This window comes from Desulfopila sp. IMCC35006 (genome assembly GCF_005116645.1).
Classification (GTDB): domain Bacteria; phylum Desulfobacterota; class Desulfobulbia; order Desulfobulbales; family Desulfocapsaceae; genus Desulforhopalus_A.
The window spans coordinates 684,908-707,678 of the sequence record NZ_SWCM01000001.1 but is presented as its reverse complement, the minus strand read 5'-3'; the positions used below and the strand labels follow the sequence as shown (position 1 = coordinate 707,678).

Here is a 22,771-nt window from a genome sequence, read left to right as displayed (position 1 = left end):
TCAGCCTTTGCGCATGGACAGGGCGATCCGCTTTCTTTTCGTGTCAATTTCGACGACACGTACTTCCACTTTCTGCCCTATTTTCACCACTTCCCCAGGATCTTTTATGAACCGGTCGGCAAGCTGACTGATATGGATCAGGCCGTCCTGTTTTATACCGATATCGGCAAAGGCGCCAAAGCGGGTGATATTGGTGATCAGGGCCGGTAAACGCATGCCCTCACAGAGATCATCCATACAATGGATTGTATCGGAGAAATGGAACTGTTCAAAGGCCTGCCGCGGGTCGCGGCCCGGTTTCGCCAGTTCCCCCATTATATCCGTCAGGGTGGGCAGACCGGTTGAATCGTCAATATATCTTTTCAGATCAACAGTTTTGCGTACCGTGTCCGAAGTCAATAAATCTTCAACCGTTACGCCATAGTCCCTGGCCATTTTTCTGACCAGCCCGTAGCGTTCGGGATGGACGCCGCTTCCGTCTAGCGGATTGCTGCTTGCCCGCACTCGCAGAAAACCGGCACTCTGCTCAAAGGCTTTGGGGCCGAGCCGGGCTACCTCCAGCAGTTGCTGCCTGGTTTGAAAAGGGCCGTTGTTGTTTCTGTGCGTCAGGATATTGTCGGCAAGCGTTCGACCAAGCCCTGCGACATAGGTCAGTAATTCGGCGCTGGCGCTGTTCAGCTCCACTCCGACACTGTTGACGCAGCTTTCCACAACTTCCCCAAGCGCTTTCTTCAGCGCATTCTGATTGACATCGTGTTGATACTGACCGACACCGATTGATTTTGGATCGATTTTCACCAGTTCCGCCAGGGGATCCTGCAGTCTTCGGCCAATGGAAATTGCCCCGCGCACGGTAATATCCTGGTCGGGAAACTCGGTCCGGGCGGCTTCCGAGGCAGAATATATCGAGGCTCCGTCTTCGTTCACCAGGGTAATGATAATCGATCTGTCGAGGTCCAGGGATCGGATGAACTCTTCTGTTTCGCGTCCGGCTGTGCCGTTGCCGATGCCGATGGCTTCCGTGTTGTATCTGGCCACCAGCCGGGATATGACTTCACCTGCTTCTGCAAGCTTTTTGCCGCCATGGGTTGGGAAGATTGTGGTGTGGTCGAGGAGTTTCCCCTGTTCGTCAAGAACAACGAGTTTGGCACCGGTACGGTAGCCCGGATCCAGGGCAAGAACTCGTTTTCCTCCGAGGGGGGCAGCCAGAAGCAGCTGTCGCAGATTATCGGCGAAAACCTGGATTGCCTCGGCATCAGCCCGCGCTTTAAGTTCTTTGCCGAGTTCGTTTTCCAGAGAAGGTGCCAGGAGCCGCCGATAGCTGTCTTCAATCGCTTCAGTTACTTCTTTTTGCCACTGGGTGGCCGGTAGATGGCGTTTTTTAAGGAGCCGCAGACAGCTTTCTTCAGGTGGGCGGATGGAGATCTTGATGATTTTTTCATTTTCACCCCGGAACATGGCCAGCAGTCGATGACCGGCAGCCTTGGCCGCCGGTTCCTGCCAGTCAAAATAATCCCTGAACTTTTCCCCCTGGTCGATATTTTTCTTGACCACTTTTGCCTCGACAACCGCCTGGGTCTGAAAGAGGCGGCGCAGTTCGGCCCGGGTCGGCTGGTGTTCGGCAATATCCTCGGCGATAATATCCCGTGCCCCGCCGAGGGCGTCCTGCTCGCTAACAACCCCTTTGTCCGGGTCGAGGTATGATCTGATATCACTGGAGCGGCACTTTCCGGCCATGATTTGTTCGGCCAGGGGGGCGAGACCTTTTTCCCGGGCGGCAACGCCCCGTGTTTTTCGTTTGGGGCGGTAGGGGAGATAGATGTCTTCAAGTTCAGGCAGACTTTGCGCGTGCTGTATCTGCCTGGCAAGAGTGTCTGTGAGCAGGTCGTTTTTAAGCAGGGACTCGGCTATCGCCGTTCGCCGTTTATCTATTTCAATCAGTTCCCGGTGCTGGTCCTGGATCGCCAGAATGGCAACTTCATCGAGCGAACCGGTCGCCTCCTTTCGATATCTGGCGATGAACGGAACGGTTCCTCCTTCGGCAAAGAGATTCAGGGTGCCGATAACCTGAGCTGTCGAGATATTCAGTCGGCGGGCGATAGTATCGGGATATGTTTGTTCAGAAATCATCTGCTGCCCTGAGGTGCCGCCTGCATGGATTATTCTGCGGACCGGACAGCCTCTGCAAGCAGCAGTGCCTGGCGGGTGGCCGCGACATTATGTACTCTGACCATGGCGATATTCTGGTCGGCGCATAACGCGGCGATAACAGCAGTGGCGAGATCACGCTCTTTTTCCGCTTGGATTCCGGTAATCGTTCCAAGAAAACGTTTCCGGCTATGGCCGAGGAGCAGGGGGAGATTAAAACATGAAAAAGCGGAAAGATGTTTGATGAGCGACAGATTGTGCTGCAGGGTCTTACCAAAACCGATACCGGGATCAAGAATGAGGCGGTGGCGGTCAACGCCCTTGCCGGTGATCCAGGCAATGCGTTCTTGGAAAAAATCTATAATTTCGGCGACCACATCCTCATAGAACGGCTCGATCTGCATATCAGACGGCGTTCCCTGCATATGCATGATGATCACCGGGACACTGCTTGCCCTGACCACTTCAATCATTTCCGGATCTTTGGCCAGGGCTGAGATATCGTTGATAATATTGGCACCCGCCTGGAGTGCCTCCCGGGCGACAACGGCTTTTGTGGTATCGATGGAGATGGGAAGAGCGTACTTCTGGCGAATCGCCTTGATAACCGGAATGACCCGGCGCAGTTCTTCTTCTGTGTCCACCGGATCGGCAAAAGGGCGGGTTGACTCCCCGCCCACATCAAGGATATCCGCCCCGGCTGCGATAAGCTCGCCTGCCTGGGTTACGGCCGATTCAAATTCCGCGTACCTGCCACCATCGGAAAAGGAATCGGGCGTCACATTGAGGATACCCATTATCTGCATGGCAACCGCAGCCATTACTGGTTGTCTGACCCTTTATTCTCTTTTTCGTCAGCTGGCGAAGCACCTTCGTTTTCCGGTGCACTTGCGTGAGTTGTGTCTTCGGGTTGTTCGCTGGCAGCTGTTTCCCCGCTGGCGTCAACCGGCTCGGCAGCACTTTCTTCCGGTGCCGGTTGAACCTTCGCTGCCGGCTTCTTGACTTTTTTCATCTTGGCCGTGTATTTGCCCGGCCGGAGTTCTTCGACCATTCGCTCCAGATCGGTGAGCACAATGGTTTCTTTTTCCAGGAGTTCTTCCGCCATCATGGTAAGGATATCCCGGTGCTCTTCGAGAAGATTGGTCACGGTCGCCATAGCCTCGTCGATAAATCTTCGTACCGAAATATCGATCAGCCTCGCGGTTTCCTCACTGAAATCGCGGTTATGGCCAATTTCCCTGCCAAGAAAAATCTGCTCTTCTTTTTTGCCGTAGGTAAGCGCGCCGAGATCATCGCTCATACCCCATTCGCAGACCATTTTCCTGGCCAGCCCGGAAGCCCGTTCAATATCGTTGCCGGCTCCGGTGGTAATCTCGTCAAAGATGATTTTTTCGGCGATCCTGCCGCCGTAAAGAATGCAGAGACTGTTTTTCAAATCCTTTTTCGAATGCGTATACTTATCATCGGTCGGCAACTGCATGGTCAGACCAAGGGCCCGACCACGGGGGATAATCGTCACCTTATGGATCGGGTCTGTGTCAGGCAGCAGCCAGGCCACAAGTGCATGGCCTGCCTCATGATATGCCGTAACTTTCTTTTCTTTCTCATTGATAATCATCGACCGTCGTTCCGAGCCCATCATGATCTTGTCTTTGGCCATTTCCAGCAGGTCGAGAGTAATTTCCTTGGCCCCCTTCCGGGCGGCCATCAGGGCCGCTTCGTTGACCAGGTTCTCCAGGTCAGCTCCGGTGAAACCAGGGGTTCCCCGGGCGAGGATTTCAAGATCAATATTGGCGGCCATCTTGGTTTTCTTGGCATATATCGACAGGATTTTCTGCCGTCCGCCGACATCAGGCACCGGCACAATCACCTGGCGGTCAAAACGTCCTGGACGCAGCAGGGCGGGGTCAAGGACATCGGGTCTGTTGGTTGCCGCGACGATAATGACTCCGTCGTTGGTTTCAAACCCATCCATCTCGACGAGCAGCTGGTTCAGTGTCTGCTCGCGCTCATCGTGACCGCCGCCGAGGCCTGCGCCACGGTGTCGACCAACGGCATCGATCTCGTCGATAAAGATAATGCAGGGTGCACTTTTTTTGCCCTGGGCAAACATGTCACGGACACGGGATGCACCGACACCAACAAACATCTCGACAAAGTCTGAGCCGGAGATAGAGAAAAAAGGCACGTCGGCTTCTCCAGCTATGGCTTTGGCCAGCAGGGTCTTTCCCGTTCCCGGTGCACCGGCCAGCAGCACGCCGGTTGGAATCCTGCCGCCGAGGGCGGTGAACTTACCCGGGTCTTTCAGAAAATCGACAATCTCTTCCAGTTCTTCTTTCGCCTCGTCGATTCCGGCAACATCGGCAAAAGTAACTTTATTGTTACTCTGTTCCGTCAATCTGGCCCTGTTTTTACCAAAGGAGAGCGCGCCGCCCTTGCCGCCGCCCTGCATCTGGCGCATAAAAAAGACCCAGACGCCGATGAGGAGAAGCATCGGGAACCAGGAGACGAAAATAGTCATCAACCACGAATCTTTCTGGGTTTCTTTGACATTGATATCTACCCCTGACTGACGGAGAATGGAAATCAGCTCGCTGTCGTTTGGAGGATACACGGTCTGGAACGGCTTGCCATCCTGCAGGGTGCCTGTAAGCACATCGCCGCTGATAGTGACACGATTGATCGCCTTATTCGCCACACTGGACATGAATTCGCTGTAGGTCAGCGAAGTCACGTTGCTCTGCGGCTTATTGAAAAGATTGAAAAGGAGGATCATGGTCAGACCAATCACCAGCCACATGCTCAAATTTTTATAGAAAGTATTCAACGACCCCTCCGGTGGCTCCTGGTTTCCCTGTACTGCCTTTCTGTTTTTTGTAAAGACAGTACAAGGTACGTATGACCAGTGGTTAAGATGTGTTTTAACTATTTTGTTTTGCAGGCAAATACTGCAGTTCCCCAATGAGCGCATAATTATGCCCCATTGGTGTTTTCTCGATCCGTGCCCCCTTAAGGTAAATCAAAAAGCGAGAATGTCGAGCAGGATCTTCATATATTTTATTCACTCATAATGATTGTGTAAAGTATTGGACAGGATGGACCACCATCTCGTTGTTCTTTAATTCCTGTATCCCCTTGACCAGAGCGGCTGCACCGCTGATGGTGGTCGTATAGGGAATATGGTAGACCAGAGCCGCTCTTCGGATCAAATAGGAATCTTCGGTGGTGCGCCGGCCCATCGAGGTGTTGACAATCCAGGAGATCTGGCCGTCCTGGATCTTGTCTAGAATATGTGGTCTGCCCTGCGAGATCTTGTTGATCAGTTCGCAGGCAACACCCGCTTTCTGCAGGAAGGCCGCGGTGGCGGTGGTGGCGAAGATAGTGAAATCGAGTTCGACCAGCGCCCTGGCCACGGGGAGCACGGCTGCCTTGTCGTTGTCGCGCACGCTGATAAAAACATTGCCGGATGCGGGGACCTTCGAGCTTGCCGCCAGATGGGCCTTGGCGATGGCCAGCCCCAGGTTGTCGTCGATGCCCATTACCTCACCGGTGGATTTCATTTCCGGGCCGAGCAGGGTATCGACTTTTTCAAAACGATCGAAGGGGAAGACCGACTCTTTGACCGCCCAGTGTTTGATTTCAACTTCAGTTGTCAGGCCAAGTTCCTGCAGCGTAGCACCCATCATCACCTTGGTGGCGAGTTTGGCCAGCGGGACTCCCGTTGCCTTGCTGACAAAGGGGACCGTGCGTGAAGCGCGTGGGTTGACCTCAAGGATATAGAGCTGTTTGTCTTTGACGGCGAACTGCACGTTCATCAGGCCGATGACCCCGAGTTCTTCAGCCATGGCCCTGCTGGCTCGTTTGATCTCCTCGATGAGATCCGCCGACAGGGTGTGCGGGGGCAGAATGGAGCACGAATCACCCGAATGGATGCCGGCCTCTTCCACGTGCTCAAGAATGCCGCCGATAATGGTTTGCCGCCCGTCGCAGATGGCGTCGACGTCTATTTCGATTGCATCTTTTAAAAATTTATCGATCAGTATTGGGTGCTCCAGCGAGGTGCCCCCGACTGCCAGCATGAAATCCTTGATGCCCTGGTCATTGTAAACGATACGCATGTCCCTGCCGCCAAGGACGTACGATGGCCGGACCACGACCGGGTAGCCGATGCGATTGGCGGCGGCGAGGGCCTCGTCAAGGGTATGAACGGTGTCGTTGTCAGGTTGGCGCAGGTTGAGTTTCTGCAGAAACTGCTGGAACCTTTTCCGGTCTTCGGCCCGGTCGATGGCATCGGGCTGGGTGCCGACAATTTTTACGCCCGCTTCCGCCAGGGGAACGGCCAGGTTAAGCGGGGTCTGGCCGCCGAACTGGACGATGATGCCGTCCGGTTGTTCCTGGTCAATGATGTTCAGCACATCTTCCCGGGTCAGCGGCTCAAAGAACAGCTTGTCCGAGGTGTCATAGTCGGTGGATACCGTTTCCGGGTTGGAGTTGATCATGATCGATTCAACGCCGATCTCTCTTAAGGCAAATGCCGCGTGAACGCAGCAGTAATCAAACTCAATACCCTGACCGATACGGTTGGGGCCGCCGCCGAGGATAATTATTTTCTTGCCGTCGGTTTTTTTGGCTTCATTTTCCTGCTCGTAGGTTGAGTAGTAATACGGCGTATATGACTCGAACTCGGCGGCACAGGTGTCGACCAGTTTATATACCGGCAGAATATCCAGTTTTTTGCGCAGCTGGCGAATGTCGTCTTCGGAGGTGCCGGTTAAGTAGGCGAGCTGCTGGTCGGAAAAACCTCTTTCCTTGCAAAATCGCAGGAACTCCGGATCCAGGCCCTGAAAACCACGCGCGGAGATGTCTCGTTCGGTGTCGATAATTTGTTGAAAATTGAAGAGAAACCAGCGATCAATTTTGGTCAGGTCATACAACTCATCCAGACTCATATTGCGCTTTAATGCTTCATAGATAAAAGAGATGCGTTTTGAGCTGGGGATTCGCAGTCCCCGGGCCAGGTCTTCCGGGTCAAGGTGGTCAAGCAGCTGCTTGCCGTCGCCGCCGAAGCCGAAACGTCCCGTTTCCAGGGAGCGCATCGCCTTTTGAAAGGCCTCTTTAAAGGTCCTGCCGATGGACATGGTTTCCCCGACCGATTTCATGGAGGTGGTCAGGACATCGTCGGCCTCGGGAAATTTTTCAAAGGTCCAGCGGGGGATTTTGACCACGCAATAATCAATGCTCGGTTCAAAGGCGGCAAGCGTCTCGCGGGTGATGTCGTTGGTCAACTCGTCAAGGGTGTAGCCGACGGCCAGCTTGGCGGCAATCTTGGCGATGGGAAAACCGGTGGCCTTGGAGGCCAGAGCCGAGCTTCTCGACACCCGGGGGTTCATCTCGATGACCATCAGTTCGCCATCTTCTGGGTTGACGGCAAACTGAACATTTGATCCGCCGGTTTCCACGCCGATCTCCCGGATGATGGCGATGGCTGCATCGCGCATTTCCTGGTATTCGCGATCGGTCAGGGTCTGGGCCGGGGCAACGGTGATGCTGTCACCGGTATGCACGCCCATGGCGTCGACATTTTCAATGGAGCAGATGATCACGACGTTGTCGTTCTTATCGCGCATCACCTCCAGTTCATACTCTTTCCAGCCCAGCAGACTGCGCTCCAGCATGACTTCGGTGGTCATGGACAAATCCAGGCCGGAGGTGCAGAGTTCCACCAGTTCCTGGCGGTTATAGGCAACCCCGCCACCGGTGCCGCCCAGGGTAAAGCTCGGTCGGACGATGATTGGAAAACCGAGTTCGTCGCCTGCGATAATCGCCGCTTCAAGGGTTTTAACAATTCTTGATTCGGGGACTTTGAGGTTTATCTTGCGCATGGCGTCGCGAAATTCTTCGCGGCCTTCGGCTTTTTTAATAACCGCAATATTGGCCGCAAGCAGCTCAACGTTGTATTTTTCAAGAATCCCCATTTCAGCCACTTTGATGGCGGCATTGAGTGCGGTCTGGCCGCCCAGGGTCGGCAGCATGGCATCGGGGCGCTCTTTTTCAATGACTTTGGCGATGAATTCCGGGGTAATCGGCTCGATATAGGTACTGTCGGCCAGTTCCGGGTCGGTCATGATCGTTGCCGGATTGGAGTTGATGAGGACGACCTCATACCCCTCCTCTTTGAGGGCCTTTACGGCCTGGGCACCGGAGTAGTCGAATTCGCAGGCCTGGCTGATAATGATGGGGCCGGAGCCGATGATGAGGATTTTTTTGATATCTGTTCTTTTCGGCATGTTATTTTTTTATTTTATGTTGACCCTTGCCGGGTGATGATATGTGGAGATTTGGTCGGTGGTATGTGTCTACCTGCGCATCATGGCCAGAAAACGGTCAAACAGATAGATGGCGTCATGGGGGCCCGGGGCGTATTCGGGATGATATTGCACCGAGAAAGCCGGATATTTCCTATGGCGCATGCCTTCCAGGCTGTTGTCGTTGAGATTGATATGTGTGACTTCCACGGCATCTTCAGGGAGACTTGTTGGATCGATACAAAAGCCGTGGTTTTGGGCAGTAATCTCCACATGGCCGGTGGTAAGATCTTTTACCGGCTGATTGCCGCCCCGATGACCAAATTTCAGTTTATACGCCGAACCGCCGTAGGCGAGGCCGAGCATCTGATGGCCAAGGCAGATGCCAAAGATGGGTTTCTTTCCCAGCAGGGATTTGATCGTATCGACCACCCCTTCAACGCCCTCGGGGTCGCCGGGACCGTTGGACAGAAAAATGCCGTCCGGGTTCATGGCCAGAACCGTTTCGGCGCTGGTGGTAGCCGGGACAACCTGGACCCGGCAGCCTTTTTGGGTCAACAGGCGAAGCTGGTTGTATTTAATGCCGAAATCAAAGGCCACCACCTTGAAAGGATTGTCCATGCCACTCTGGGCGGTGGAAAAATCAGTCCCCGGTACCGGACGATTGTCGGCCCAGCCGTAAGGTTCCCGGCAGGTCACCCGCTGCACCATATCCTGACCGATGAGCCCCGGCCATTCCTTGGCCCTTTTAATCAGGGATTCATGGTTCATGTCACGGGTCGAGACGATACCCTTCATTGCACCTTTGGTGCGGATATGCCTGACAAGCGCTCTGGTGTCAAATCCTTCAACACCAAGTACACCGTATTGCTGGAGAAAATCGGCAAGTGTCTGGGTTGAGCGGTAATTGGAAGGATAAGGATTGTACTCTTTTACCAGAAAAGCCATAGGGTGTATGGCCGCTGATTCCATGTCTTCAGGATTGACACCATAGTTGCCGATCAGCGGATAGGTCATGGTGACGATCTGCCCGGTATAGGACGGATCAGTAAGGATTTCCTGATACCCGCTCAGGGAGGTGTTAAAAACAATCTCGCCGATCGCCTCACCATGGCCGGTAAATGAGTGCCCTGCAAAGATGGTCCCGTCTTCCAGGGCGATAAGTGCTTTCATGGCCGTCTTTCCTTTATGAGTGCCGATGTTCGTCGTGGTAACTTTATGGCTTTTTCAGAATGAGTGGAGGAATACATCAGATTATGCTGTTTGCGGTCTCTTCTTAGGCAACACGCAGACAAAACCACAATATATAACTTAATTCAGTCAGTTTCGTCAACTTTAAACGGTTTGCAGCTTCGCGCTCCCTGCAAGGACGCCTGTTCTACCGCGGATTGCTGCAATGCTGTTCCTTCAAAAAACTTCGTATGGAATGAACTGTATGAAAATATTATTGATTGCATTGGCGAGAGTCACTGCTTAAAATCTGCAAGATTTATATTAGCAGGTGAAACTCTTTTCATTCAGGGAAGAGAATCCAGGTGCCAGACCTGACTGTATTAACTTCCGCAGAGCCGGAAATTGCACGATAGAAGGAGTTCTATTCGAAATGAAAATACTTGTCGCAAATCGTGGTGAGATCGCTATTCGTATTATCAGGGCCATTCAGGAACTGGGGCATGAGGCGGTTGCCGTTTATGAGACGCCGGATGAAATGTCACGTCATATTCGCATTGCCGACGAGGCGATTCTGCTGGGGGATGGACCCCGATGCGATTATCTGAATATTGAAAAAATCATCCGGGCGGCGAAGCGGTCCGAGGCCTGTGCGATACATCCAGGCTACGGCTTTCTGGCGGAAAACCCGTTTTTTGCCAAGGCCTGCGCGGCCGCAGGACTTGTCTTTATCGGTCCGACAACCGAGGTCATATCCAATCTCGGCAATAAAGTTATTGCCAGAAAAATAATGGCCGAGGCCGGTATTCCCATGGTTCCGGGAACTACCAATCTGAAACAGGGTAAAGAAGGGATCAGCGAAGCCCTGGCCTTTGCCGCACAATACGGCTATCCGATCATGTTGAAAGCAACCTCCGGCGGGGGAGGGCGTGGAATTCGGCGAATCGAGTCGGACGCCCAGATGAAAGAGCAGATTCCGGTCGCCCGCGCCGAAGCCCTGGCCGCCTTCAACGACGATTCGGTGTACCTAGAGAAGGTGGTCATCAACCCGAAACATGTTGAAGTACAGATCCTGGCTGACAGCCAGGGCAAGACCGTTCATCTTGGCACCCGGGACTGTTCCATTCAGCGGCGGAATCAGAAACTCATTGAGATTGCCCCGTCAATGATCAAAAATCAAAAACTGCTCGACGAAATCTGCGAAACGGCGGTTCGGGCGGCCAAGGCAGCAAATTATCTGAATGCCGGAACCGTGGAGTTTCTGATCGATAAGGATCAGAATTACTACTTTATGGAGATCAATACCCGGGTACAGGTGGAGCATACGGTCACCGAGATGATCACGGGGATCGATATTGTCCGTAACCAGATCAATATCGCCTTTGGTAAACCGCTGTCCTTTTCACAAGAAGACGTGCAGATTCGCGGTCATGCTATCGAAGTGCGGATAAATGCCGAAGACCCGAAAAATGACTTCATGCCGGAAGGCGGGAAAAAAGTCTCGGTCTATCGGTCAACCGGTGGTTTTGGCGTTCGACTCGATGGCTTTGTCTACCAGGGCTATATCATACCTGAGGTCTACGATTCCTTGCTGGTCAAGCTGACGGTGCATGGCTTTACCTGGGATGAAACGGTGGGACGACTGAAGCGCTGCCTGCAGAATTTTGCTATCAGGGGGCCGAAAACGACAATCCCGTTCTATGAAAACATCGCCAGGGAGAAGGATTTCGTCAACGGTGATTTTGATACTTCCTATATAGAGACGCATCCCCATATTTTCTATTACGACGAGGATACCAGTGAGGTCGGCAAACTGGCCAGACTTATTGCCGAAATACATTATGCCAAAGAAAATCCGTATGCTGCGTAGATTGGCATGGGGAGAGTGCGGTAAAATATTTATGACAGATCGATGTTTTAATAAAAACCTATATTTCAAGATGGCTGAGTAAAAAGCTTCATAGTGCGGCAACGAAGAAGGTGAAGAATTTTCACGACGCCATCAGGTGATCAAATATGACACGAATTAACCAGGGAACTCCTGCTCATACAATTGTTGAAACACTGCGAAAAACCAAAGGTTATTATATCACCAATACCGCACGGGATCTGTCGCAGTCGGATTTTAAAAACCGGATTCTCCTGCATACCGACCTGATGGCGGCCGAAAGCCGCGACAAGGCCGGTTATTTTTCGCTGGAAATTACCGGAGGTGCGTCCATCCATGTGGATATGCTGCGCAAGCAGGTGGATCCCTTTCTGAAATTGAAGAAACTTCGGGAACACATGCCGAAGACCATGTTTCAAACGCTCTGCCGCGGAGTAAACCTGTTCGGGTATCGCCCCTATCCGCAAAATGTCATCCGTTTTACGGTCCGTGAGTTTGCCAAGTACGTCGATGTCTGGCGAACCTTTGATTTTCTCAACCATGTGCCCAATATGCATGCGGTGTTTGAAGAGGTGGGCAAGGCTGGAAAACTCAATGAACCCTGCCTCTGTTTTTCGACCGGGCCTGAACATACTAATGCATATTATGTCGCAAAAGCCGGGGAATTGATCGATGTGACCGGTCGAGATATTACGCTGTGCATAAAGAATCATGGCGGGCTGGGCACTCCGACGCGGATAGGCGAGCTGGTGGATGCCTTAAAGCAGAAATATCCGGACGTTCCGATCCATTATCACGGTCACAATACTGACGGCAACGATGTCGGCAGGATTGTCGAGGCGGTGAAAAACGGCGCGTCGATAGTCGATGGCGCCGATTTCGCCTTTACCGGTTTCTATGGCCCGCCGCCGGTGCTCACCGTGGTTCAGACCCTGAAGGAATTTGGCTTTGAGGCGGTTGGACTGGAGGAAGATGCCGTCATTGAAACCTCGGAAGTCATCCGTGATCAGCGGCAGTATTACGAGCAGTTCGAGTCGCAGATTAAAGGGTTTCAGCCGACGGTGCAGATCCATAAATTGCCGGGCGGCGCCATGGGCTCGAGTCTTGAGCAGGCGGCGAAAGGCGGATTTCTCGACAGAATGCCTGAAATTCTCCATAAAGAACTGCCCCGGGTACAAAAGGAGCTGGGCAATTACTGGTCGGTGACACCGGGGTCGCAGATCCTCTGGACGACAGCTGTGGCCAATGTTCTCGATGGCGAACGTTACGGTAATCCATCCGGGGATTTGCGTAATCTTCTGCTTGGGAAATATGGGCCTTTCCCGTTTTATGAACCAGAGGAATGGATTTATGCAAAGGTTCTTGGCGACGATTGGCGCACTGTCCTTAAAGAAGAGGGAGGGGTGGAGAAAATAGCCGATATGGACCTGGCCCATGAACGATACAGTCTGGCCGAACAGATAGGCACTGAACCTACCGATGAACAGCTCGTTCTGTATCTGCAGCATCCAAATGATGCCGCAGAATTCTTTAAATTTGAACATAACTACGGCCAGGCCCATGTGTTGCCGCCATCGATTTTCTTCCGCCGGGGCGGGTTTGAGATTGGCGAAAATCTTTCCTTCAGGGATTATCACGGCAAAGAACACATGGTGGAGATCGGGCCGTCGCCCATGAATGATACCGGTGAAGCCAGCGTCTATCTCATCGTTGACCACCACCAGTCGATATATAATTTTAAAACGAAAAAGGCCGAAGGACCCGCAGGAGCAGCCCAGGAGCTCAATAAGGAAGAGATTCTTGACCTGGCCAAGGCCGGAGATGTCAGGTCGCCTTTCTCCGGGAAAATTGTCGAGATATCGGTCGTTGAAGGGCAGGAGATACTGGTTGGCGACAGGGTGGCCATCATGGAGGCGATGAAGATGCAGACCCCTGTTCTGAGTGAAATAGAAGGCATTGTAACGGGAATCTACGCCAAAAAAGGCGACGCCTTGAAACCCGGTGGTAAAATTCTTAAAATTGATCGGAACGAATAAGCCGGCAGGGAGCGGACTGCTGCAGGTTTACTGACATGCTGGGGGCAGATTATTTTCTTAATAAACAAAACAAGGAAATAATCTGCACGGTCTCGGATCTCTCCGAACAGCGTAGGACTCTCTTGAGTCCCGCTACTCAATAAAATCTTAAGAAAAGAAATAATACCCCGTTCAGGCAGGACCAGAGGAGAATCAGCCCCGTTGCTCCCAGGCAGACCATGGCTAAAACCTTGTCACGGAACATTTCCCGTTTTTTCTCTTGGTAGCCGAGCAGATAGCCAAGCACCGCTCCGGCAAGCATACCGCCGCCATGGCCCCAATTATTGATTCCCGGAACAAGAAATCCAAAAATACCGATACCTATGGCCCAGCCACCGACCTGGCTGAAAATATTCTGCCCATAAATCCCCCCCCGGCTTTTCCCATAATACAGCAGCGCGCCGATGAGGCTGCAGAGAGCAGCCGATGCCCCGATGGTAAAATACACACCGGCCAGAGTGGAGAGGACGAAACCTCCAACCCCACCAAGGGTGTACAGGGTGATTGTCCTGTTGATGCCGAATTCCTGGATGACCAGAGGTGCCAGTTGACGAAAGGCCAGCATGTTGAACACGATATGCAGCAATCCACCGTGCAGGTAATTGGCTGCCAGCAGCGACCACCAGCGGTGCAATTGCAGCACCGGTACGGTGCCGGTCGAGCCAAGCACCAGCAGGCTCTGATTACTTGGAGACAGGAAGCTGAAGGGGCTCATATTGAGACTCCCCCGTCGCGGGTCGATGATGATCGACAGGATAAACATGATGATATTGGCGGCGATTATGATTTTAATCAACTGGTCGCCATTGGTGATCCCGGCAACAAAAATATTGTTTTTAAATCTCGATGCCGGTCTGGTCAATCCGCAAAAGGGACAGACAGGCTCTGAACGGCTGATGAGCTTGCGACAGCCGGGACAGAGCAGGGAATTTTTTTGATTGTTGTTGGCCATTGTTCTTTTGTCAGTCGATGTTCAATAGTTCTTGGGGGAGTTTCTCACTGGATGTACCACGCAATACTATACTACTTTACCGATGATAATCTTCTCAAAACGTGTCTTTGGCAATTGATAGGCAAAAAAACTGGCACAACTGCAACTGTGTTATGCATCGGAAAAATAAAACGGCCCGAAGACGTTAACCTGTCTTCGGGCCGTTGCTGAGTGGTGGTGACCAGCTCGTGCGTCTACTTACCAGATTTCATATTCACCGGTGCTGTAACACTGGCATTCCGCGTTGAGAAATTTGACAGCGTAGCCAGCTTCCTTAAGCATTCGATAACCAATTTCTCCCCGTCCTCCGGTCATACAGTGGACGACAATAAATTTGTCTTTGGGAATTTCCGCCATCCTCGCCTTCATCTGCTCGAGTGGAATGGAGATGGCTCCGGGGAAGTGGCCTGATTCGTATTCTGCCGGTGTCCGCGCATCGATCACCCGGATGAGTTCTGAATTCAGCGATTTGGTGAAATCAGTAATGCTGATCTCGCCGGGACCGAGATTTCTTTGCCAGGTGATTGGCGTATCGTCGGTTGCCGTCAGTGCCGGCCCTTTCTGCAATGTTTTTCCTGCATCCTTCCAGGCCTCAAATGCGCCATAATAACCGATAGTGTTTTTATAGCCCCATTCGGCGATCATCTTGCGCGCGGCATCGATCTCCGCATCTTTGTCGGAAATAATATAGACAGGAGCTCCCCGCCCCTGCGGCAAGGCATCTTCGGCATCCTCAAGATTGGCCAAGGGGATAGAATAGGATCTGGGGATATGCCCTTTTTCTACCTCGGCCGTGCTGCGGACATCAATCAGGACAATATTGCCGTGAGCGACATAATCCACCGAAGGTACCATGTGTTTGCCTGCTTTTTTCCAGGCAGGAAGACCATCAACATAGACGAGAAGATTTTTATGACCCCATTTAGCCGCCAGACCGGCGGATTTTGGACTCATGGTTCAGGTAGAGCCGCCACAATAAAAGACCAGATGTTTGTCCTTATATTTTTCCAGGAGTTTTGCACCGTCGTCGCCCATTTTAACGAGTTTTGAATAAGGGATGGAAACAGCGCCCCGGATATGACTTTCATCGTATTTGATCGCAGGCCGCGCATCGATGACAACCAGATCCTTTTTCCCGTTTGCAAGCAGATCGGCCAGTTCTTCGGTTTTAATCTCTTTAATGCCTGCCGGCAGTTTGAAAACAGCTTTTTCCATGGAGGTGGCGATGTTTTCGCCGTTGACAACCGTGTACTTGACGATGATTGCCTCTCCTTCTTTGAGCTCTTTGGCGGAGGCAATTCCTTTCAGTTCGGTTTCATCGGTGAATTTTAACAGGAAAAAGCTCTGGTCACTCTTGGTAAGAGCGACGGTTTTCGCTTTTTGCGAGATGTTGGAGATCATCCCTTTGACGCTTTGGGCTTCGGTTGTTTTCACAGCTTTTGCGGTATCAGCCGCAAAAGCGACTCCGTTCACACCGGGGACTGCATCGCTTGCAAAAATCACATTGGTTACCAGCAGGGCGCTGAGTCCAAGCTTTAGTACTGTTTTTTTCATGGTTCTCCTCTTCTGTTGAAGTAACCCTGTCAGGGGTCGGCGATCTCAACCCGAGCGGTAAGTTGAGGGAAATGTGCTTCTGTTTAATTATTCAATGTAATGTTAATGTGGCACTAATGAAAAAGCAAGAAATTTCCTTGCCGGGCCTTCTGCAGGATAACGACGGAGTATGGCTGCTGCGCAATTGAAATAACAGGGATAAACAGCAGAGAAGAGGAGGGAGAGACATTGGCTTACGGGGCGACGAACCGGTAAAGGTAGAGCCCCGTAAGGGAAGCAGGACCGCTATTTGGAAAATGAGTCGAGGAACAGTTTTTCGATTGCTTCTCGTCCGGCATCGCTCAGATACCGGGTGCCGCTGCCGACAAAGGTATCATACTCGATACGGGGGGAATCTTCCTGCCATCCGGCCTTCCAGGTGAACCATTTTTTCTGGGGCTGGTCGAAAACATGCAGCGGCCGGTTAAACATTTTGGCAAGTTCCACCGCCCAGCCGGTGCCGCCTTTGACGGATCCATCTTCTTGAATTGCACCTATGACAAAAACCTGGTGACCGCTGTTGACCATATGGAAAATAGTCTGCAGGACCTTGCGAATCTTTTCGGTTTCGTAATAGGTACGGTTGAGCATGCGGGAAGCGAGTTCCATGCTGATGTCACCCCGTTCCAGTTGCTCTTTATTCAGGATAACAACATTTTTTTCCCTGGTGAGTTTGTGTCCGTCAAAAGAGTAGACGACATCGGTGATACCGGTTTGCTCCGCTATTTCAGCGAAAGTGGCTTCGGCTCCTTTGAGGCCGCTGCTGTATAAAGTGTACTTTGACAAATCCATTGAATGACTCCTTTAGTCGGGAAAAGGGTGAATTTCAGTTCCGTTGCAATGTACTCATAGTTGCCAGGAAAGGCAACATTTCCTGTTATTTTGAGGGGGCTCGGTCATATTTTTTTTCTGCCTTTGGCAAAAATGCGGCAGGGGGCGGGATATCCTTCTACCGTTAAGTGCGGCTTGTCAGTATCGATATAATCGGTGAATGATTCAAAGTGCATCCAGTCCGTTCGGCGCTGTTCCTGATCCGACATCGGATGGGTGCAGAAGAGTTTGACATCGATAAATCCGGCTTTTTTCATCCAGTTGCACAGGCAGCTGCCGGTCGGGACGAAGTAAGTGCCCGGTACCTTGGCGTAGGTTTCTTCGGGAAACAGAGCGAATGGTTCCTCGCCGGGAATGGCCTGTGATTCGACAATCAGGGTTCCGCCGGGCTGCAGGGCCAAATGAATATCGCGAAGGGTATCGATGGGTGATGGACGATGGTAAATTATTCCCATGAGGAAAACGACATCAAAGCAACGTTCGAAGAGGCTCAGGTGTTCTATGCCGAGCAGGTCTATCTCCAGTTCCGATTTGCCGGCCATACTGTTCAGGGCCTTGAAACAATAATAGTGTTGCACCGATGGTTCAAAACCAAGGACCAGCCGGGGTCCTGCGGCGGCCATGCGAAACATATAATAGCCGTTGTTGCAACCGATATCGGCAATCACTTTCCCTTTGAGATCGGGAAGTTCCGGCAGGACTCTCTGCCATTTTTTTTCACTGCGCCATTCGGCGTCAATATCTATGCCGAATACGGAAAAGGGGCCTTTGCGCCAGGGCATGAAGGCCCGAAGGTGTTTGGTCAGCTGCTGCCGCTGGAGACCGGATATTTCGTCCGGCCGGCCGATGATAACAGTTTCCCCGCTGCAATCGACATGTCTGGCCGGGTAGTTGGCAAGCTGCAGATAAGGGTTGCGGTAGCGCAGAAAACCTTTTTTTTCTTGCTGAACCCATTTCTGGCGTTTGGTGTGTTCACAGAGGATGGCATCGGTATGCGCCGAAGCGGGCAGCAGTTCGAGGTAATTCATCTTGAAAATCTGGGTCAGGCTGGTTTGATTGCGATAAAAGAGGAAAAATTGAACCACTGGAAGTAGGTCTCGACCGATACGAAACCACTTTTTTTCAGCATCGTTTTATTCTCTTTAATGGAAAAAGGGATCAGCACATTTTCCAGGGCTTCACGTTTTCTGGCAATTTCCAGTTCGGAATAGCCGCGGTTTTTTTTGTACTGGTGGTATATGTCGATAAAGGCACGATTGAGCCGTCGATCGTGGTTGATCACTTTCTCGCTGATCAGCATGATCCCGCCGGGGCGCAGGTTGTGGAAAAGTCGCTGGAGAAACCCTTCCCGCTGCAGGGGGCGAATAAATTGCATGGTATAGTTGAGAATGATGCAGCCGGCATTCGGGTGGTCGAATTCGGTGATGTCCTCATTGACAAAAGACAGGATTTGCTGCTTTCTGTACAGTTCTGCCTTCAGCCGGGCTTTATCGAGCATAGGCAGGGAGTTGTCTATGCCGATGAACTGCAATTTTTTCGGTTCCAGCAGGCGGGCGAGCTCGAGCATGGTCGTCCCGGTAGAACAGCCGAGGTCGTAAACCGTGTCGCCGGGTTCCAGAAAGTCGTCGAGCAGCTGTGCCTGACCATCAATGATCTGCCGGTAGAAGGGGATCGACCGATCAAGCATGTCGTCAAAGACCTCGACGACCCGTTCATTAAATGCAAAATCTTCTTCGACGGTTTTAATATTAAAGAGTGTATCCCTTGCCCTGCCGGTCATCTGCCAGATTCCATGTAGCGTGCTATTTTTTATACCAGGTGCCGTCTGTTTTCTGAAACCACTGGCCGGCCCGGCCATTTTCCACGATCATCTTTGCCCGCCGTTCTCCTACCAGGGCCACCGGGGCACCCTGTTGCCTGGAAATGGCTTCGTAGACCAGGGCACGGTCGCTGTTCTCGTCGGCAACGAGCTGCTGCTGCGGTTTGCTGGCGGTGCGATATTCAAGAAAGCCTTTGCTGTTTTCACCAATAATTCCCTGGTCTTTCAGGGCGTCAATAGCGGGTATTCGTCCGGCCATTCGTTCTTTGATATCGGCGGAATGGACGGATGACACTATAAACAGCATGCAGGCAATAAACACAAACAGAAAGGAGGAAAAAAACAGATTTTTATGCATCTCACACCTCAATTAATGAGAAATTACTCACGCTTTGCTTTATCCAGATCGCCGAAGAAATCATCAAGGGCTCTGTCGACCTTGACGTTGACATCGATGGTAATGTGAATTGGTTTGATTTCCAGCGGTTTTACTTCAACCTCATGCCTGGTGCAGCCAGAGTTCGCGAGGAGGCCAGCCCAGAGGAAGCTGAAGACGATAGTCATTTTTAAAAGTGTCATATTACATCTTCTCCAGCATCGATTGGATGCTTGTGCCATATTGAAATAAATCATGCATGGGGAGGCGAAAATTCACATCCAGCCGGATCGGATGCTGCAGCCCGGGACCTTTATCGCTTGGAACAAGCTGGCCGTTTTTATAACCGAACGGTAACGGCTCGGCTGGTTTACCATCAAGTTGCATGGTTATCAACAGATCCTTGTCCCGGCTGTTAAAAGTAAGTTTCGTCCAGTTGTACGAGAAATTAGTCAGGGCTTCCATGGAATAATCAAGATAGGAGCTTTTATTTATATCCGGTATCCCCTGGCGGAGCTGCCTGGTGTCATTGAAGCGGACTATACCACTATTGCCGGGTGTGGAAAACAGAAATCCGTCGTCAAATTTGACTCCCTGCCGGCTGATTACCATGGGCAGCCGGCCATTGAGCGACCCCTGACCTTCTGCTTTGTCGATGCCGAACTGGGCAAGCAGTTCGGTGAAGCCCAGCCGGTCGCAATACAGCGTTGTCTCCAGCTCTTTCATATTCTTTGCCAGGGAAAAACTGCCCGTCTCCACTTTGCCGCCGCACCAGCTCAGGCGTATCTTTTCCAGGAAAACCGCTTGCTCGTCTTCGACGCGAAAATGTATGCGTCCTTCCGAAAGCCTTATCTTGCCGAAATCGGCAGTTCCGATGGTGCAAAGCTGGCCCGGAGCGCTTTGCAGTAGCGGCAGGTGGGGAAAAACGACGGATAGATTGATATTCGAAAGCTTGTTCTTGCCCTGTTTCAAGGTGCCGTTATTGAATTCTACGGTGATTTTTCCAGTAGGCACTGCATCGGTTAAACCAAAGACACCGTCCGCGGTAAGTTTACCGGTAAAAGACAGCTTGTCTGGAAGAGATAGAAAGCGCGGTAGAGTGGTCGAATCGATTTTTGTGGCCGGGATGCGGCAGTGAGCGGCCAGCTGTCCGGTCATCTGCGCCGACCCCTCGCAGACGAGCTGCAGCCCCGGTACAAAAGGCGTGGTCAACAGAGTGGAGGCTGAAACACCTTGAGGCGACTGAGAAATTTTTGCCTGCAAGGTGCCGCTGCTTTTGTTCTGGTAGCCTATCTGCTCGATTTTAACAATTCCCGCGGTGCCGGTCTGCCGGGGAGGAGGCCATTGCAGTGGCAGTTGGAATGAAAGTCCCGTCAGCGTTGTCCTGCTTTTTTTGAGGGTGATTTCGGGGATCTTCCCGTTCAGTTGTACTGCCAGCGTGCCGCCTTCGACAGTAATGTTTCCCTCTGCGGTATAAGGACTGAGGGAAAAAGCTTCTGCGGTCGTCATCGCCTCGCCGGCGAGTGCATAGTTGATAATGGTTTGGGATTGCCTCTTTTCACCGTTAAGATGTACAGAAACGGCCGATTTTGTCCGGGGAAAGAAAATTTGGCCGATGCCGCGAAAGGTGCCTTTGGCTGCTTCTATCTCGCCGGTTATGCTGAGAGTCGCCTTTTCCGGTTTGGAAAGGACAATATTGGCCAGGGTATAACGGGCTTTTTCCCGGTTTCCTGTTATGCGGAGCGAAATCGGCCGTTCGGTTGCATTGGTTGCAAAAATAAAGTCGTCCTGCTTGAACTGCAACCGGGAGAAGGTCACGGTTGCTTCATATCCGGTATCCAGTGCATGCAGGTCGATTGCACCCGTCATTGCCAGGTCGCCTTCCGTTACTATCTGCCCTGTTGCGGTTGCCAGGAGTCTGCTGTTGCGGGGGCTTTCCAGAAAACCGAGGTCAAAGCGGCCATCAACCATGATCCGGCGGGGTTCCTGTTGCTCTTGCTGCAGAGTAAGAGTACAGTTTTTCAAGATAACTGTCTCAACTGCCAGAGGCAGAAGAATGGCGGTGGAATTGTCGTTTCGATTGCTTTGCGTTCCTGCCGGCGTATCGTGTCCTGACAGGCCGCGGATGACCGGATGTCCATCCTGCATGACCAGGTGAAGTGCCGCCGAATCAAGGAGCAGGCCGTCAATTTTGCCACGGGCGAGGGAGCCGGGGGTGTAGGTCAGTTCGAATCGGGGTACGGAGACGCCTGGTTGATCGGGGTTGGCCAGGGTCAGGACACCACTTGCTTTCCAGGGGGTGATACTGTAGAGGCTCAGTTCTTTTTCTGTGAAGGGGAGGTCGGCCAAGAGGCGGGGGAAGAGGTAAAGATTCAGCAGAGAGGGCAGAAGCAGGAAAAAAAAGCCGCATCCCAGCACTAGCAAAATTGGAAGGGTAAGCAAAAGGCGGGATCTTTTTTTCATTAACTTTGCGAATTGTTTTTTTACTACTATGAATGAACAATGAATGACGGTTAAAGAAAAACTTCGCCCTTCTGGAAGTGTCCCCGGGGTACAGCGAAGGAGATCGAGCTTTTTAAGACGTCATCTAATATTAGCCTTGCCTTGTCTCTTTTCAGCCATTATAAACGTATTGCTCAAGACTTGCATAATTAATCGGCGGTATTTCGGACTGGTCATCATCTTTCCGGTCTGCTCAGATAAAGAAAAATAGGTTGTTGGTATGTCTAACGAAATAGATTTTGACGAACTGCTCAGTAAATACAAATCGGACCCTTTTGACTATGTTGATGTTTTTGCCGTGCATACTGGCCGGGTTACATTCAAGGTTGTGGAAGGTGAAGAGGTAAACGCTCCCAGTGGTGAATGGCTGCAGGTTCCGGGCACCCAATTGTATGAAATCAACAGGGAACGGAATCCGAAAATAATTGCCGCCCGAACCAATGGCACGGTAGCAAAGATCCATTCCGAGCTTGACGGTCAGTTTGTTGAGGCGGGCGAAAAGCTTCTGACCATTAAGCATCCTTTGAAAAAGAAAGAGATTATTGAAAATATTTTAAAAGAAGTGCTCCTGCTCTTTCCCGCCCCCGAATCGGCAAAATACTTTTTTGCCATGGATATTCAATCCCGTATCGATAAAAAAGGTGCCCGGGCTGTAACCATTGATCAGGGGGAGGAGATCCTGACCATGTCCCTGATGAAACGTGATACGCCGGTATATTATCAAGGGCCACGGGGAGTTATTCATTCCATCTATTTTAAGCAGGGTGTTTCGGTTGCCCAGGGCGAACCGCTGATCGGCATCTGCGCCCCGGAGAAGCTGCCGATCATTCAGAAAATTATCACCCGGGTTAAGGCGGACTGGGACACTGATCATTGATGGTGTTGTAAAAACTACCCAAAGGGCATAGAAATCTTCCTCTTCTTCGTTGTTGTGAATGTCACTATCATTCCGACGTACTTGAGAACGTCGGAATGATTGGATAAGCTTACACCTCGTTCGCATTGGACGTTTCTCGAAGTCTACGCTTATCTATTGAGCTATCATCGCCTGGAGGTTTTTCCAATGGCGGTCT

The 22,771-nt window shown here is 51.7% G+C and carries 17 protein-coding genes; 3 read left to right on the top strand and 14 right to left on the bottom strand.

Annotated features, from left to right (window positions below; translation table 11 throughout):
- From FCL47_RS03140 to carA, 5 genes are all read right to left on the bottom strand, one after another.
- On the bottom strand, positions 1 to 2,130 hold the full coding sequence (locus tag FCL47_RS03140; RefSeq protein WP_136811984.1) for a Tex family protein: 2,130 nt from the start codon (positions 2,128 to 2,130) through the stop codon (positions 1 to 3).
- 29 nt (positions 2,131 to 2,159) lie between these two features.
- Positions 2,160 to 2,969 carry a dihydropteroate synthase gene (gene folP, locus FCL47_RS03135; RefSeq protein WP_205747197.1) on the bottom strand — a complete coding sequence of 270 codons (810 nt, stop codon included), beginning with the start codon at positions 2,967 to 2,969 and terminating at the stop codon, positions 2,160 to 2,162.
- The gene (ftsH, locus tag FCL47_RS03130) at positions 2,969 to 4,975 is read right to left on the bottom strand and encodes an ATP-dependent zinc metalloprotease FtsH (protein ID WP_136811983.1); all 2,007 of its coding nucleotides are present in this window, start codon (positions 4,973 to 4,975) and stop codon (positions 2,969 to 2,971) included. The genes folP and ftsH overlap by 1 nt, the downstream gene beginning before the upstream one ends.
- Before the next feature lie 238 nt (positions 4,976 to 5,213).
- On the bottom strand, positions 5,214 to 8,435 hold the full coding sequence (gene carB, locus FCL47_RS03125; protein ID WP_136811982.1) for a carbamoyl-phosphate synthase large subunit: 3,222 nt from the start codon (positions 8,433 to 8,435) through the stop codon (positions 5,214 to 5,216).
- Positions 8,436 to 8,504: 69 nt separating this feature from the next.
- Entirely contained in the window at positions 8,505 to 9,626 is a 1,122-nt protein-coding gene (gene carA, locus FCL47_RS03120; protein WP_136811981.1) for a glutamine-hydrolyzing carbamoyl-phosphate synthase small subunit, read from the bottom strand.
- A gap of 430 nt (positions 9,627 to 10,056) precedes the next feature.
- On the opposite strand from carA, the gene FCL47_RS03115 reads away from it, so the two are divergent.
- Positions 10,057 to 11,493: an acetyl/propionyl/methylcrotonyl-CoA carboxylase subunit alpha gene (locus FCL47_RS03115; RefSeq protein WP_136811980.1), complete on the top strand. Its 1,437-nt coding sequence runs from the start codon at positions 10,057 to 10,059 to the stop codon at positions 11,491 to 11,493.
- A 146-nt stretch (positions 11,494 to 11,639) separates the two neighbouring features.
- Positions 11,640 to 13,547 (top strand): biotin/lipoyl-containing protein, encoded by a 1,908-nt coding sequence (locus FCL47_RS03110; RefSeq protein WP_136811979.1) that lies wholly within the window; start codon positions 11,640 to 11,642, stop codon positions 13,545 to 13,547.
- A gap of 136 nt (positions 13,548 to 13,683) precedes the next feature.
- On the opposite strand, the gene FCL47_RS03105 is transcribed toward FCL47_RS03110, so the two are convergent.
- The 9 genes from FCL47_RS03105 to FCL47_RS03065 form a co-directional block, all read right to left on the bottom strand.
- Positions 13,684 to 14,538, bottom strand: a complete 855-nt coding sequence (locus FCL47_RS03105) for a rhomboid family intramembrane serine protease (protein ID WP_136811978.1) — start codon at positions 14,536 to 14,538, stop codon at positions 13,684 to 13,686.
- A 237-nt stretch (positions 14,539 to 14,775) separates the two neighbouring features.
- Positions 14,776 to 15,531 carry a rhodanese-like domain-containing protein gene (locus tag FCL47_RS03100; protein WP_136811977.1) on the bottom strand — a complete coding sequence of 252 codons (756 nt, stop codon included), beginning with the start codon at positions 15,529 to 15,531 and terminating at the stop codon, positions 14,776 to 14,778.
- A gap of 3 nt (positions 15,532 to 15,534) precedes the next feature.
- Complete coding sequence (locus FCL47_RS03095) at positions 15,535 to 16,131, bottom strand: rhodanese-like domain-containing protein (RefSeq protein WP_136811976.1); 597 nt, start codon at positions 16,129 to 16,131, stop codon at positions 15,535 to 15,537.
- Positions 16,132 to 16,416: 285 nt separating this feature from the next.
- Positions 16,417 to 16,962 carry a hypothetical protein gene (locus FCL47_RS03090; protein WP_136811975.1) on the bottom strand — a complete coding sequence of 182 codons (546 nt, stop codon included), beginning with the start codon at positions 16,960 to 16,962 and terminating at the stop codon, positions 16,417 to 16,419.
- 104 nt (positions 16,963 to 17,066) lie between these two features.
- Positions 17,067 to 18,086 carry a tRNA 5-methoxyuridine(34)/uridine 5-oxyacetic acid(34) synthase CmoB gene (gene cmoB, locus FCL47_RS03085; RefSeq protein WP_240744111.1) on the bottom strand — a complete coding sequence of 340 codons (1,020 nt, stop codon included), beginning with the start codon at positions 18,084 to 18,086 and terminating at the stop codon, positions 17,067 to 17,069.
- The gene (gene cmoA, locus FCL47_RS03080; protein ID WP_136811974.1) at positions 18,044 to 18,781 is read right to left on the bottom strand and encodes a carboxy-S-adenosyl-L-methionine synthase CmoA; all 738 of its coding nucleotides are present in this window, start codon (positions 18,779 to 18,781) and stop codon (positions 18,044 to 18,046) included. Before cmoA ends, cmoB begins: the two co-directional genes overlap by 43 nt.
- 22 nt (positions 18,782 to 18,803) lie before the next feature.
- On the bottom strand, positions 18,804 to 19,178 hold the full coding sequence (locus FCL47_RS03075; RefSeq protein ID WP_136811973.1) for a YdbL family protein: 375 nt from the start codon (positions 19,176 to 19,178) through the stop codon (positions 18,804 to 18,806).
- Between the two features lie 23 nt (positions 19,179 to 19,201).
- Positions 19,202 to 19,384, bottom strand: coding sequence for a YnbE family lipoprotein (locus FCL47_RS03070; protein ID WP_167496353.1), 183 nt, complete (start codon positions 19,382 to 19,384; stop codon positions 19,202 to 19,204).
- 16 nt (positions 19,385 to 19,400) lie between these two features.
- Positions 19,401 to 21,659 (bottom strand): YdbH domain-containing protein, encoded by a 2,259-nt coding sequence (locus tag FCL47_RS03065; protein ID WP_136811971.1) that lies wholly within the window; start codon positions 21,657 to 21,659, stop codon positions 19,401 to 19,403.
- A 259-nt stretch (positions 21,660 to 21,918) separates the two neighbouring features.
- Here FCL47_RS03065 and FCL47_RS03060 point away from each other — a divergent pair, with 259 nt between their 5' ends.
- The gene (locus FCL47_RS03060; protein WP_136811970.1) at positions 21,919 to 22,575 is read left to right on the top strand and encodes a hypothetical protein; all 657 of its coding nucleotides are present in this window, start codon (positions 21,919 to 21,921) and stop codon (positions 22,573 to 22,575) included.
- The last annotated feature ends 196 nt before the right edge of the window (positions 22,576 to 22,771 follow it).